16 protein-coding genes are annotated in these 13,451 nt (G+C 67.9%); 7 read left to right on the forward strand and 9 right to left on the reverse strand.

Annotated elements, in window-relative coordinates:
• The first annotated feature begins 121 nt into the window (after positions 1–121).
• Both N802_RS14210 and N802_RS14215 read left to right on the forward strand, forming a co-directional pair.
• Positions 122–526 carry an NUDIX domain-containing protein gene (locus N802_RS14210; RefSeq protein ID WP_035917546.1) on the forward strand — a complete coding sequence of 135 codons (405 nt, stop codon included), beginning with the start codon at positions 122–124 and terminating at the stop codon, positions 524–526.
• A 30-nt stretch (positions 527–556) separates the two neighbouring features.
• Complete coding sequence (locus tag N802_RS14215; protein ID WP_035917547.1) at positions 557–994, forward strand: SRPBCC family protein; 438 nt, start codon at positions 557–559, stop codon at positions 992–994.
• Between the two features lie 59 nt (positions 995–1,053).
• On the opposite strand, the gene N802_RS19585 is transcribed toward N802_RS14215, so the two are convergent.
• From N802_RS19585 to N802_RS14230, 3 genes are all read right to left on the reverse strand, one after another.
• Positions 1,054–1,863, reverse strand: a complete 810-nt coding sequence (locus N802_RS19585; protein WP_052109970.1) for an SAM-dependent methyltransferase — start codon at positions 1,861–1,863, stop codon at positions 1,054–1,056.
• Between the two features lie 46 nt (positions 1,864–1,909).
• Positions 1,910–2,320: a styrene oxide isomerase gene (locus N802_RS14225; protein ID WP_035917548.1), complete on the reverse strand. Its 411-nt coding sequence runs from the start codon at positions 2,318–2,320 to the stop codon at positions 1,910–1,912.
• Positions 2,321–2,461: 141 nt separating this feature from the next.
• The gene (locus N802_RS14230) at positions 2,462–2,962 is read right to left on the reverse strand and encodes an Lrp/AsnC family transcriptional regulator (protein ID WP_035917549.1); all 501 of its coding nucleotides are present in this window, start codon (positions 2,960–2,962) and stop codon (positions 2,462–2,464) included.
• 61 nt (positions 2,963–3,023) lie between these two features.
• On the opposite strand from N802_RS14230, the gene N802_RS14235 reads away from it, so the two are divergent.
• A complete protein-coding gene (locus N802_RS14235) occupies positions 3,024–4,268 on the forward strand; it encodes an MFS transporter (RefSeq protein WP_169743440.1) in 1,245 nt (414 codons plus the stop codon).
• A 124-nt stretch (positions 4,269–4,392) separates the two neighbouring features.
• Here N802_RS14235 and N802_RS14240 read toward each other — a convergent pair whose 3' ends face one another.
• A complete protein-coding gene (locus tag N802_RS14240) occupies positions 4,393–4,821 on the reverse strand; it encodes a heavy metal-responsive transcriptional regulator (RefSeq protein WP_035917551.1) in 429 nt (142 codons plus the stop codon).
• Positions 4,822–4,912: 91 nt separating this feature from the next.
• Between N802_RS14240 and N802_RS14245 the strand changes: the two genes are divergently transcribed.
• Entirely contained in the window at positions 4,913–6,112 is a 1,200-nt protein-coding gene (locus tag N802_RS14245) for an MFS transporter (RefSeq protein WP_035917552.1), read from the forward strand.
• Between the two features lie 20 nt (positions 6,113–6,132).
• On the forward strand, positions 6,133–6,828 hold the full coding sequence (locus N802_RS14250; RefSeq protein WP_035917678.1) for a DNA alkylation repair protein: 696 nt from the start codon (positions 6,133–6,135) through the stop codon (positions 6,826–6,828).
• A gap of 5 nt (positions 6,829–6,833) precedes the next feature.
• Here the strand turns inward: N802_RS14250 and N802_RS14255 are convergent, their stop codons facing one another.
• Both N802_RS14255 and N802_RS14260 read right to left on the reverse strand, forming a co-directional pair.
• Positions 6,834–7,175, reverse strand: a complete 342-nt coding sequence (locus N802_RS14255) for an antibiotic biosynthesis monooxygenase family protein (RefSeq protein WP_035917553.1) — start codon at positions 7,173–7,175, stop codon at positions 6,834–6,836.
• Entirely contained in the window at positions 7,172–7,786 is a 615-nt protein-coding gene (locus N802_RS14260) for a CG0192-related protein (protein ID WP_035917554.1), read from the reverse strand. Before N802_RS14260 ends, N802_RS14255 begins: the two co-directional genes overlap by 4 nt.
• Before the next feature lie 67 nt (positions 7,787–7,853).
• Here N802_RS14260 and N802_RS14265 point away from each other — a divergent pair, with 67 nt between their 5' ends.
• Positions 7,854–8,291 (forward strand): VOC family protein, encoded by a 438-nt coding sequence (locus tag N802_RS14265; protein ID WP_035917680.1) that lies wholly within the window; start codon positions 7,854–7,856, stop codon positions 8,289–8,291.
• A 288-nt stretch (positions 8,292–8,579) separates the two neighbouring features.
• Positions 8,580–8,951: a ubiquitin family protein gene (locus N802_RS14270; RefSeq protein ID WP_156971425.1), complete on the forward strand. Its 372-nt coding sequence runs from the start codon at positions 8,580–8,582 to the stop codon at positions 8,949–8,951.
• 76 nt (positions 8,952–9,027) lie between these two features.
• Here the strand turns inward: N802_RS14270 and N802_RS14275 are convergent, their stop codons facing one another.
• From N802_RS14275 to N802_RS19590, 3 genes are all read right to left on the reverse strand, one after another.
• Entirely contained in the window at positions 9,028–9,843 is an 816-nt protein-coding gene (locus tag N802_RS14275; RefSeq protein WP_035917556.1) for an MBL fold metallo-hydrolase, read from the reverse strand.
• A gap of 131 nt (positions 9,844–9,974) precedes the next feature.
• Positions 9,975–10,721, reverse strand: coding sequence for a hypothetical protein (locus N802_RS14280; protein WP_035917557.1), 747 nt, complete (start codon positions 10,719–10,721; stop codon positions 9,975–9,977).
• Positions 10,718–13,432: a MinD/ParA family ATP-binding protein gene (locus N802_RS19590; protein WP_052109971.1), complete on the reverse strand. Its 2,715-nt coding sequence runs from the start codon at positions 13,430–13,432 to the stop codon at positions 10,718–10,720. Before N802_RS19590 ends, N802_RS14280 begins: the two co-directional genes overlap by 4 nt.
• Positions 13,433–13,451 lie beyond the last annotated feature (19 nt).

The raw sequence follows: 13,451 nt of genomic DNA on the forward strand, positions 1-13,451 counted from the left end.
CAGAGTCCTTTCGAGGGCGGGATCAGTTTCGTCGATTCCCGTACCTCGAGTGCCCAAATTCCCTGAAGAGCGGACAACAACAGGTGGTGTCGCTGTCGGATCACCCTGCTCTGATGGTCGGATGCAACAGGTCGTGATCGGAGCGCTCGTCCGCGGACGTCGCGTACTGCTCGCCCATCGGAGTCCGAACAAGCGTGCCTACCCGGGAGTGTGGGATCTACCCGGCGGAGTTGTCGAGGCGGGCGAGTCTGAGCTGGAGGCCCTCACGAGGGAGCTGCACGAGGAGCTCGGGGTGCGAATCGCGACATCATCGGCATCGCACCTTGGCCGGGTGGAAGGTGGACCGGCAGGGGAGCCGGCGCACATCAGCGCCTGGATCGTCCGTAGATGGCAGGGAACACCAGCGAACGTGGCGCCCGAAGAACACGAAGACATCGCTTGGTTCGACATCGACGACCTGCCACCACTCGCCCACGGGCTCGTGCAGATAGCCCTGGTGAAGGCGATGGAGCGTCGCCGCTGCTGACGGTCCACGTGGACTGCCAGACTGTCCGCCGTGAGCGTTGATGTCCAGGTCGAGACCACGATCGAGCAGCCGCCCCCGATCGTCGCAGCCTTCGCGGGTGACCCCACAAACGCGCCGAAGTGGTACGCCAACATCGCGTCGGTGCAGTGGCAGACGCCGCCTCCCCTGTCCGTCGGTTCCCGCATGGACTTCGTCGCCCAGTTCCTCGGGAGGCGTCTGGCCTACACCTACGAAGTGGTCGAGTTCGAGGCCGAGCGTCGGCTGGTGATGAGCACTGCGGACGGTCCGTTCCCGATGGAGACCACCTACGAATGGGAGTCCGCTGGGGAGTCGGCGACGAGGATGACGCTGCGGAACAGGGGCAATCCCTCGGGCTTCTCCCGTGCCGCAGGGCCGATCATGGAACGCGCGATGAGGCGGGCCACGACCAAGGACCTGGCGAGGCTGAAGGCGTTGCTCGAAACCTGAGGCCCTGCCGGAGCAGTGGTCATTGGAGTTTGACCGGACACCTCCGGCTCGGTCACAGGTCAGGGGTCGCGCCGCACGAACCGCAGCAGCCGGTACTCGAGCAGACCGGCGCGGTGGCACTGCTGAAGGGCATGGCCGCCCACGAGGGCTCTCGCCCACTCTGAGCGATGCCGCAGCCGTCGCAACACTGGCTGGGCCGCGGCGACGAGCCGGTCACGGGGACGACCCAGGCGTTGGTAGCCCGAAAGGTCGATCGTCGCGTCGAGGTCCAGACCCACCGCGGCCGCGAGCGCCTCAGCCTCGTCCAACGAGAGCAGGGACTCGGCGCGCCAGCCGGTGCGGACCTCGTCGATTCGGGGGTCGTCAGGGGCTCGGGTGCGCACGTCGTCGATGACGAGCAGACGCCCACCCGGGCACAGTGCACGGGCGGCCTCACGAAAGAACCCAGCTGCCGGGTTCGCGTGCACGAACGACTCGATGGCAAAGGCGACGTCGAACCCAACCAGGTCGTCGGGCAGGTCGGCAAAGTCCGCAGTGACGAACCGGACGCTGCCACGCAAGTCGCCTGCCTGCTGACCGAACCGTTGCGCCATCCGGATCTGCTCCGGGCTGATCGAGACGCCGGTGACGTCGACCGGATGGTGCCGAGCGAGGCGGATGGCGGCCGTGCCGACCCCGCAGCCCAGGTCGAGAACCCGCCGGTCATCAGCGGTGAGCTCGTCGGCGACCAGGTCGTGCACATGGTGCAACGCGGCCTTCGCGTCGGTGATCCCGGGGGCCCACAACTCCCGGTGGAGGGCCCGCTCCCCTCGGTCGCTGAGCAGGAACTTCCAGGTGTTGGCGTCGTAGTAGTCGCGAACCTGGTTCACCCGAACGAGCCTATCGGCGGTGGCAAAGGGAGGTTGGGCGAGCGCTTCAACGCATCAGCCCGACGAAGATGATTGCCACGGCGACCAGGTCGGCGATCCCCACCCCGATCAACATTGTCGTCACCACCCGCTCGTGTCCCGGGCTCCCAACGCGTCCGCCGGAAGCGATGGGGGTGAGTCTTCCCGTGCCCCACACGCCCGCGAGCAGGGTGGCGGCCCAGTTTGCCCACATGCCGTAGACGAGAGCCCAGAAGGCGATCTGGAGCCACAGGTCGCCCAGTTCGAGACGGTCCCAGATCAGCCCGGCAAGGATCAGGAACATCCCGTTCATGGTGCCTTCGAGGTGACTGGTCAGCCCCAGCCTGGGGATGGCCAGTTTCGGGATCACCAAGCCGCTGACCAGCCCGGCAAAGAACAGCGCAACACCCAGCGCGATCAACACGTCGCCTCGACTCATACCTCACTCCCTTCAGGAGTTCGATCACCCTGTGCTCCAAGCGTTCCGCAGGCCCCGGAGGTCGCACATCCCCAACATGGGCTCGTCGGCATGGGTCCACTGGCCCAGCCCTTCGCGCAAGCGGATGCGGCGAACGGAGCGCTATCGGCCGTTGGGTGGCAGGACAGCCCTGGGCGGGACTGGTGAGGACACGACGAAGGAACTGGTCGTCTGGCCGAAGAGGAGGAACTGGTCGAGGACGCCCTCGAGATCCTCGATCCGTGCCACGTGCACCTTGACCAGGAAGCAGTCCTCGCCGGAGATGCGATGGCACTCGCTGACGTGGGGGATCTTGGCCGCGAGCTCCGCGACCTTGGGCAACTGGCCGGGGCCGGGGCGGATCCGGACCCAGGCCGCCACGGGCAGTCCAATCGCAGCGGGGTCGATGTCGAGGCGGTAGCCCCGTATGACACCGGCTTCCTCGAGGCGCTTGACCCGCTCGCGCACGGCCGGTGTGGACATGGCGACCTTGCGAGCGAGGGCCGCGGTGCTCAGCCGCGGGTCGTCGGCGAGGGCGGTCAGGATGCGCCGGTTGGTGTCGTCGAGGTGCGAACTTCCGTTCTGAAGGTCGAACCCGCCCGGACGCCTCGAGTCTGAAGTCATGTGCCCTCACTGCCTTCGTATCGGCATGGTGGTCGGTGTTCCTCTGTTCGATCATAGAACCGTGCCCAGGGATCCCGCAGGCGTCGCGGGTCGCCGCGACTCATCGGAGGTTTTGCACCCCGGCGTTGGAGCTCCAGCGATCGTGGCCGTCCTGCTGTCGGCGTGGGGCATTTCGACGAGCTACGGCATGCTGTTGCTCCTGCCGCTGCACGTCCAGGGCCTCGGCGGCAACGAGGCGAGTTTCGGCCTCGTGCTGTCGGCTGCAGTGGTCCCCGCAGTACTCACCCTTCTGGCAGTCAGCAGCCGACCTGAGGCCCTCCGCCCTCAGTGGATGTTGACGCTGGCGATCGCGGTCTTCGGTGCCGGCTGCGTCCTCGCAGCAACCGTGACCAGCGGCTGGGAACCGTTGATCGGAGTCGGTCTGCTGCTCGGCACGTCGTGGGCGGTGGTCTACACCGTCGCGCCGATGGTCGTGAACGAGATGGTGACCGATTCCGGCCGAGTGACCTACTTCGGCTATCTGACCGGCACCCAACAACTCGGCATCGGCACCGGTCCCGTCCTGGCGGGATGGCTGGCACACACGTCCGTCGGCCTGCGCGGCACCTTCCTCATCGCCGGTCTGGTGTGTGCGGCTGCTGCGGCGGCCACGACGCTTGCGGCGGCGCTGACCCCCGACCGGCGGCAGACCCATCCGAGCAGTCTGAAGCACGCAGAGCGAAGCGGCCTCTGGCAGGAAGGCAAGTCGATCGTTCGGTCACCCGCCGGGCCGTGGCTGCTGGTGATCGCCCTGTTTGCCTGCCTTTTCACCACGATGACGCAGTTCCAGACGACCTTCGCCGCAGCTCAGGACCTCGACTTCTCGATCTTCTTCGTCGCCTACACCGTCGCCGTCATCGCGGTCCGGTTCCTGGTGGCGCCGAGGGTCAGACGTTTCGACCAGACCCGGGTCATCGCCACCGCGATCACCGTCATGCTGATCGCTGTCGCGTCCTTCCTTGCCGTGGGCGCCAACCCCATCGCCTACGCAACCGCCTCCGCCGCCATGGGCCTCGGCTACGGCCTGGCCCTCCCGGCCACCCAGGCCCACGCCGTCGCCGTCTCCGCCGAGGCACTGCGGCCGCGGGTCCTTCCACTGGCTGGCCTCGTGTTCCAGACCGCGATCCTCTCCTTCCCACTCGCCGTGGGGTGGATCGTCGTCCAGTTCGGCTACTGGGAGCTCTTCACCGTCCTGGTCGCCTTCGCCGTCGTTCAAGCCGCCATCGCGTGGCGGCAGGTGGCGACGCAGCGCTCCTCAAGCCCTTGATGTGAGCCCCGGCCGGGCGCGCTCCGGCCGAGACTTTGCCGTCAGCAGCCGCAGCCGCAGCCGCAGCCGGGCGGACAGGGCACGTCGCCGCAACACGCAGCCAGGGTGAGATCACTCATGGAGGTCACCTCCCTCCGGAGTCGGGTGGGCACCAGGTGGACCCCGGTGGTGGTTGGCAGTCGTCCGAAGGCAGGGCCGCCGCCATGGCGGCCATCTCGGCTCGCAGCACGGTCAGCCGCTCGAGCTCGGCATCGACCTCAGCGATGCGACGCTGCAGGTGCTCCTCGGCAGGTTCGCACGGGCACTCGCCGGTGTCCCTGATCGCGAGCAGGTCGCGAATATCGCTGAGCCGCAGGCCAATTCGCTGGCAGCCCTGGATGAAGGCCAGCCGGTCGACGGCGCTCTGGCCATAGCTCCGGTATCCCGCCGAAGTGCGCTCGGGTGGCGGGATCAGCCCTTCGCGCTCATAGAACCGGACCGTGTCGGTGCTGACGCCCGCTGACTTGGCGAGATCACCGACACGGAGCCCTCGAGAAGCTGTCGCGATGCTCATGACATCGACGGTAAACCTTGGACCTGACTCCAAGGTCAAGGCTTTGCGTGAATCACGGCGGCGCCGACGACCACGGGCGTACCGTCGAAGGGTGGAATCCGCGCCGCCGGCGGGCGGACGCCTGTGGACGCCCGACTTCGTCCGGATCACGTTCATGGACCTGGCCTACTTCCTCGCGGCCGGGATCATGATCTACGCGCTGCCCCTCTACGTAGTCGGACCGATCGGAGCTAGCGAGCGCGGGGCTGGGCTCGCGTTCGGCGCCTTCACCCTGACGGCTCTGGTTCTTCGTCCGTATGCCGGCCGCCTCACTGATCGTGTCGGCCGACGCCCGCTGTTGGTCGGCGGGGCTGCGCTCGCGGTGGCGTGCACCTTGGGTTTCCTCTTCACCACGTCGATCGAGGCGGTCATCGCCCTCCGATTGTTCTCCGGCGTCGCGGAGGCGTTCGTCTTCGTCGCGGGCTTCGCGATCCTCGCGGATCTCGCCCCAGCGGGACGGCAGGGCGAAGCCCTCAGCCTCAACTCCGTCGCCCTCTACCTCGGCATCGCCACGGGCCCGGTCCTCGCCGAACGAGTCGTGGCGCTGGGCGGGTTCGAGGCTGCCTTCTGGACGGCTGCCGGTCTGTGCCTGATCGCGGTCGCGCTTGCCTGGACCCTCACAGAGCCACCGCGCGAAACCCCCGGTGAGACAGGCGATCCCGCCGTCCAGCAGCTGATCCATCGCCCGACCATCGCACCGTCACTCGGATTCCTCACCGGCGTATTCGCCGCCTCCGGGTTCATGGCGTTCTGCATCATCCGGGCAGAGGAGATCGGCCTGACGAGTCCGAGCGTGGTGCTGCTGGCCTACGGCGGAACGGTGATCGCCGTCCGGGTGGGCCTTCCTTCGGTCGCTGACCGGTTCCCGCCCTTGCGGGTGCTGGCCTCCGGGATCGCCATCATCGTCCTCGGATCCCTCATGGCTGCTGCTGCCACCAGTTCCTACATGTTGCCTGTCGCTGCCGCAGTCATTGGCCTCGGTATGGGCTTTGTGACCCCGGCCTTCTTCGCCGCCGTCTTTGCGACCGTGCCCGCGAGCCAGCGGGGTGCAGCCTCGGGCACCGCGACCATGGCGATCGACCTCGGGCTCGGTGGCGGTCCCATCGTGTTCGGTCTCGTGGCCGCGCCGCTCGGCATCCCTGCAGCCTTTGCCGTCGGCGCGGGAGCAGCCGGGCTGGGCCTGCTCTGGACCATGACTCTCATCCGCCGACGTCGTCCTTCGGCCGGTCTGCTTGCAGCCCAAGCGAACTGATCACGAGGAAGATGGCCTCCATGGCTCTCACCACCGCGAAGGACGTGCGCGCTCGGCTCGAGGAGTTGGCGTCGCCGGAGGAGCTTGCCAAGGTCCGCAAGCGACTGGCGCCCGATGAGCCGGCCATCGGACTGCGCATGAAAGCGCTCTTCGACACCGCGAAGGAAGCGGCAGGGATGCCGCTCGGTGAGGTCGAAGCGCTCCTGGACGACCCGGCATACGAACCGCGTTTGGCGGCCTTCTGCATCCTCGACTTCAAGGCTCGGAAGTCGCTCGGCAGCGAGGAGCTGTGCGAGGTCTATCTGCGTCGGCACGACAGGATCACGACGTGGGACATGGTCGACCGGGCCGCACCTCGCGTCGTCGGCGGCGCGGTCGCCGGAGGGCCCTACGACGTGCTCCACGAGCTCGCCAAGAGTTCGGACCCTTTGCGACGGCGCAGTGCCATCAGCGCGCCACTGTTCTTCACCCAAGCCGGCAGCACGGCCGATCTCGCCGAGGGGTTCGCCCTCGCCGCGTTGCTCCACGACGACCCAGAACCGGTGGTCACCAACTCCGTCGGGATCTTCTTGGCGTATGCCGGTGGGCGCGATCGCGCTGAGCTGTTGCGGTTCCTGGGGGAGCACGGTCCGTCGATGCCTCGTCCCGCGCTGCGTCTCGCGGCCCGGAAACTGCCGCCCGCCGAGCGGCAGGGCGTCCTCGCGCCGAGCCGCTGATCCGCCTAGCTCGTTCCCTTGGGGCCGTAGGCGCGAGTGACCGTCGCGACGCGAACGACGTAGTCGTCGTACCAGACCGCCCGGCCTCGCTCCTGGGCGATGAGATGCTCGGCCACCTGCTTCCACGCTGCCGCGGCGTCGTCGTCCCGCCAGTAGGACACCGTGATGCCCACGCCCTCCCGGGCTGATTCGACCCCGAGGAAGCCCGGCTGCTGCGAAGCCAACTCGGTCATGCGAGCCGACATCACGGCATACCCGTGGTCGCCTTCGGTGCGAAGCGACGTGAAGATGACCGCGGTATAGGGCGGTGCGGGTGTCTGCGCGATCGGCCCCGCCTGCTCGCTCATGACAACGTCGCGAGGAGCAAGCCGTCTCCGCCCTCGTAGTCACCGTTGAGGCTGGGCCCCGGCGCCAGTTCCGCGCCGACGCGACGGGCGACCCCCAGCGTGAGGGAACCGACCGGCACCAGGGTCCGATCGATCTCGTCCACCGGTGAGGCGGGCGCCGGCAGGTCGGTGGGAAGGTCGCCGCCGCTGCCCTGGGCGCGGGCCACGGGTTCGCGGACGATTTCGGAGCCGTCGCGCATCTGCATCACGAGGTTGGCGTGGGTGCCCTCGGTCCGGATCGTGTCGATCAGGGTCGACACGAAGACCGGGTCACCGCACGCGTCGTAGACCCAGCGCTGGCCGAGCACGGAATGCTCCATCGTGCCGATGAGGTGGGCCTCGCCGCCAGCCAGGGCCGCGCCGCGATAGGTGACGGGTACGAAGAGTGTCGATCCTGCCTCGGAGCCGAAGAGGAAGCACTCGATCCCGACCTCACCCGCGGGATCGTCCAACCGGAACGTCCCGACCGGGCCGCGGGACTTCTCTCCGTCCCACCACGTGCGCGTCTGGAGCCAGGGACCGATGAGCTCGTCCTTCGTCGGAGTGATCGTCGCCTGGTGGAGGGTCGCCATGGCGCGAGCCTATGGCGAGTGCGGGCGTTCCCGCGCCCCGGTTTCACTCGTGGCCGAGGATGGGTGCATGGGACAGATCCGGCAGTTCGACCACGTGGGGATCACCGTCGCCGACATCGACGCTGCGGCCGCCTTCTTCGAGCTCCTCGGGTTCGAGACCGAGGGGCGCGCCTTCTTGGAGGGCGAGTTCGTGGACGCGGTGATCGGTATCCCGAACTCCCGCAGCGAGGTGCTCACGCTGCGGCTGCCCGGCGGCGGGACCAAACTCGAGTTGTCGAGCTTCGTCCGCCCCGAGCACACACGCTCACCCGATGCGGTGTCGACCGAGGTCGGCCTGCGCAACATCTGCTTCGAGGTCGAAGGACTCCGGGACATCCTCGACCAGCTGGCCGAGGCCGGCTATGGACTCGTCGGTGATGTCGGGGAGATGGAGGGCGCCTGGCTCATGACCTACGTTCGCGGCCCCGAGGGCATCATCGTCGCCTTGGCCGAACGCCTCGGCTGAGCGGTCCGGGCCCTCGCGGAGGGGACGCCCTCAGCCTTGTCTCACGACTGATCAGGGTCCTCGACGGCAAGCCATGAGGATTTGCCTGACGTGGCAACTCAAATCGGTCAGGCTGGGCGTGAAGCTGCAGAACTCCGTGGGTTGTTTCCATGCGCAGGAGGCCTCATGTCGGTAGAACAGTGGTCCGCACTCGGTGCCGGCTTGAGTGCCGTTGCAGCTGGAGCCGCGGCCTGGGTCGCGTGGGCCTCCTTCCGTCTCCAACGCAGCATGCATCAGGAGTCAGGCCGCATGCTTGTCGTCAGTGGGCACACGATTTCGGTCCAGTCCGGCGCCGACTCGTCACCCGTTGAGGCGGCGATCAGCATTGAGCTCAGAAACCCGGGCCGCATGGACGCCAAGGTCCAGAATGTCGTGCTCTCGTTTCAGGTTCCTGAGGCCAAGAACCTGTACCCGTTGTTCAAACCTGGTTTCGATGTGCCCGCCGGTGGACGAGGCGGAGTCACGACTCCGTTCTACGACTGCCGTCCGAACCTCGTGGAGTGTCGCGTCAAAGTGGAACTGGGCGACGGTCAAACGCTCACCCAAACCCTTCAGGCCTACGAACCCTCCGAACAATCCGAGCGCTGGCCGATAGTCGAGTACACCGAGGCCATCAGCTGATCGCTGGCCGGGAGTCGCGACGTCGGTGGAATGGCCCTGCGTCCGTCGTGGGTGGATCGACCGAGCTTCCAGTGCCCTACGAGTCCCCTCGTTCGGAGAGGCTCTGGAGCTGCCCTTCGTGGACGTCGCTGACCCATTCCCAACCCTCCTTGGCCTCCGGACCGATCCGCGGATCGTCGGAGCCACCGCCGGTGCGGAGCGCCTCGACGTAGGCGCGGTCGAGTTCGAGGCGTGCGCGGAGTTCGTCGGCTCCGCCCACCGACCCATGTCCGGGAACCACGACCGCCACGTCACTCGCCACACTCTCGAGCAGTCCCAGGGCGTCGAGATAGTCCTGAATCGGGTCAGCCGTGCTCACGTCGAGCATGGGGACCAGAACGTCGGAGAGCATGTCGCCGGCGACGAGTACCCCGAGTTCCTCGATGAGGAGCGCGCCATGACCCGGCGCGTGCGCCTGATGCTCAATGAGGCGAGTGCGCGGCCCGTCCCACGGGATCTGCGTCGAGCCCTCCGGAAGGCCGCTGACCCGGCCGAAGAGGTTCCACGGAACCTCCCCGGCAATCTCCGGCGGCAACCCCTCCTCGAGGTGGGACTCCCAGTCCGGGCTCGACAGCACCTCACGCAGACCTTCCGCGCAGCGGGCGGTGGCGTAGCGCGGAGCGTCACCCAGCGCGGCGTGCCAGAGCGCGTGGTCCCAGTCGGCGTGCGTGGCAAAGCCCGCGACAACGGGCTGACCCGACTCGCGACAGCCGTCGGCGATGGCGAGCAAGTCGTCGACCGTGAGCCCGGGATCGACGAGCAGGACACCTGAATTGCCTTGCACCACAACGGTGTTGCTCTGGATGCACTCGCTCTCGTGGACCAGCACCCTGTCTGCGACGCGCGTGAGCATGGGACTCCTTGACTCGTGATCCGTGGTGTCAGCGTCAACGGCCGCACGAGCCGTTGACGCCGACGTCCGGAACCGTCGGCGTCGGACGAACCAGCGCCACGGCATACGGGATGGGTTGTGGTGCGCTCCGGCTAGAGAAGCTTGACGTCAGCCTCGCCGGTCACGGTCGCCGCGGGACCGAGGGAAGCGCGGAGGCGGTCTTCCAGATCATCCAGCGCGGACCCGGCCATGCTCTGGCGGGCCTGCGGGGCAGCGTTCTTGAGGCGATCCACCTCGGATGCCAGGAAGGCCCGGAGTTCGGCGCGATCGCTCTGGGTGAGCCGCGTCAGCTCCTCGCTGACAATGACGATCTGGTATGCCGCCGAGGCAGCCTTGCATTCCGTGCACCCTGCGTTGACGGCGATGGAACGGTTGTTGACCGACAGCAGCGTCTGGGTGCGGGCCAGCACCACCTGCAGTGACACGGCAACCGTCCCGCACCCGGTGCAGTCGCTCGTGGTCGTGGTCGCCATGTTGTCCACGACGGCCCGGCCGGTCGCCTTGACGCGGCTGTAGGGGTGGCCGCCATCGGTGGCAGAGACGATGGTCAGGGCCGAGGCGGTCGCGGTGCAGCCGTCACAGTCGGCGGTCGCTCCGGCCACTGAGTTGGCTTGTGCAGGAGCCTTGCGAGGCCGCACCTTGAGGCGGGCGTTCTGTTCGATCGAGTCCATCGCGGGCGTGGCGTGCGGTGCCGCGAGAGCAAGTGCGGCGACGTCGATGCGACTGGAGCCGCCCCCCGAATCAGAGCTTGCGGAGATGCCGCTCGTCAGACCAGGAAGCGCGAGACTGGCCGTCACTGCTGTGACGGCCAGGACTGAACTGAGGTTTCGGATCTTCATCGAGCAGTCCCTTCGTGGTGGGCGAATCCGTCGGAGACGGCGGCTGCCATCTCGACAATGCTGTTGCGCGTGATGGGGCGCAGAGCGGACAGGTGGGTCTGGGCACCGACCTCAAGGGCGGGGTCCCACGGGATGGTCACGACACGGCGGCACCGGCGGGAGAAGTGGTCGACGATCGGCTCGATGGGGGCACCGACGCCCTTGCGGACCGCGTTGATGACGACGACTGCGTTGGCGACCAAGGTGCTGTTCTCGTGCTGGTCGAGCCAGTCGAGCGTCAGCGCGGCGGCACGTCCGCCGTCGACCCCAGCGCGCAGGACCAGGACGAGCTGGTCCGCGTCGGACAGCAGTCCTTGGTTGGCGCTGTCGAGGATCCCCGTGCCGGTGTCGAGGACGATGAGGTTGTAGAACCGATCGAGTAGGTCGATGAGGTCGTGGTAGTCGTCCCGCCCCAGGGCCATGCCGATCTTCGGGTCGTCGTCGGAGGCCAGCACCTCAAGTCGGGACTCGTCGGCCTGAGCGGTGTATTCGCGCAGCTGGGCGTAGCTGGAGATCGACTCTCGGTCGCGCAGGACGTCGGTGATACTGCGTTCGTTCGGTTCGGCGACGCGGTGCGCGAGGTTGCCGGCGTCGGGGTTGGCGTCGACGGCGATGACCCGGTCACCCCGCAAGCCGGCGAAGGTGCTGCCGAGGGCAAAGGTCATCGTCGTCTTGCCGACGCCGCCCTTGCGGCTCATGACGACGATCCGGCGGGACCCCCGGATGGGGGCGCGCAGGCGTGACTCGATGTCGAGTTCGCGCTGTTCGGCGGGACTCAGTCCCGGGTTGACGCTTCCTCCGCTGACGACATAGACGGCCCGGCGCCAACCGGTGGACGGCACGGGCGCCACGCTGGGCAGGATCAGGTCGTCACGGAAGGCATCCGCATTGAGTGTCGGAACCTCGGTGCTGACGTCTGGGGCCTCGTCGTCGGAGAAGTCCCGCGGATAGGTGACCTCGGCCTGGGCCTTGCCGTTGGCCTTGCTGTTGGCCTTGCGGTTGGCCTGGCCGTTCGACGTGGCCTTGACCTTGGCACCGTTGGCCGCAGCGGCGCCGCGATCGGGAGCGCCCCGATCGGGAGTGTCACGCTCGGTCGTGGGGGGCGTGTCAGTGGCGGTGTCCGGGTCCATCTGAACCTCCGGCGTCGGGAGCGGGCCGTGGGAGTGGGACCTTCGGCTGCGTGTCAGTCGAAGCGTGGCTGGACGGGCGACGAGCCGTGCCAGCGTGCGGATCAGTCGGTAGAGGAGGACGGACAGTCCGAGCAGAGGAACTGCGAGCAGGAGGATCGAGATGCTCGCGATGGCGACCATGACCAGGTCGCCCCCGCCCCGTGCCGCGGCCCATAGATCGGCCTGCACCCCGATGGCCTTGAGGTTGGTTCTGACGATGAACGGCAGGTTCCACAGTAGCCACAAGATGCCCGCCGTGAGTGTCGGAACGACGAACGCGACCCACGCGATGACGATGCGGCGGGCCGCCGGACGCAGCTCCGCGACCCGCGGATCGGTGATCGCGCCGGGGCGCACGCTGCGCAGGACCGGACCCACCCGCGCGAACAGGTCCGGGACGCCGGCAAGGTCCGAGAGGATGTAGTAGCCGTCCAGGCGGACCGCCGGAACGAGCTGCTGGACCATCTCGATGTGCATCAGCACGACGGCGATGAGCCAAGCGGGCTCGTCCGTGGCGAGCGAGAGGGCGCCGAGGGGGATCAGGGTGAGCACGTTGAAATACAGGCCACCCAGGTCGGTTCGTAGGCGACCGGCCCGATTCAGGCGGTAGGAGTCCGTGACGTCGGTGTAGAACGCCGGAAAGAGGAGGTACACACCGAACCCGATGGCGCCCGGCTTGCCGCCCCCGTAGGCGCAGGCAGCCGCGTGGCCCATCTCGTGGATCAGGCCACCGCACGTCAGGATCACGAACAGCGCAAGCATGGTCGTGGGCGTGGTCAGCAGCGTGGTGAAGGAGTTGGCGAGGTCGGCGTTCATCACCAACTGGATGTCAAGGGCGACGACGGCAGCGAGTGCGACGATGACGACCGGGGGCCAGAAGAGCGGGGCGAGCAGCTTGGCCACGACGGGGACAGCTCGTTCGGGAACGATCACGCCCCGCAGGGACAGCGACAGCAGCGGGACCGCCTTGGGTGGGTGCTTGGGCGCGAGCTGCTGCGCCTCAGCGCCGGGAAGGGCGCCTACCGTCGCGCCCTTCCCGGACCCGGAGCCCGAGGCGCCAGCCGCACGCTCACCCTCGCCGGGCAGCGCGCGCCGATCGGCGCCTCGGGACGCACCAAGGGGCTCGCCGGGGTCGCCGGTGAATGCGTCACCGGTCGGAGCCACGTCGGCGAGCCCCAGGGGCTGAAGGCGCTTCGTCACCAGATGCATGAGGCCGTCCGTCGTGAGTTGCCTGCTGTAGGCCTCGGTCACGGCGTCGGCGATCCGGGTGGCAGACCGGTTGGGGTGGAGGCCACGCAGCACCAGATAGAGCAACTCGGAGAGCTGGACGACCTGGCCGTCTCGGCGCCGCACGAGATAGGTGGGGGAGGACAGCCCGGAGTCCTGCACCGGACCCAGGTCCTGCAACCCCTCCGCCGCTCGCCAGCCCATGGCCTGCGAGAGATCCGGATCCCCCCCGGTATCAACGTCGTTCACGTCGTTCTTCTCGTGTGTGCTGCTCATCCCCACTCCCTCGGTCGAG

Origin of the sequence: Knoellia sinensis KCTC 19936 (assembly GCF_000768705.1) — a bacterium.
GTDB classification, from domain to species: Bacteria; Actinomycetota; Actinomycetes; order Actinomycetales; family Dermatophilaceae; genus Knoellia; species Knoellia sinensis.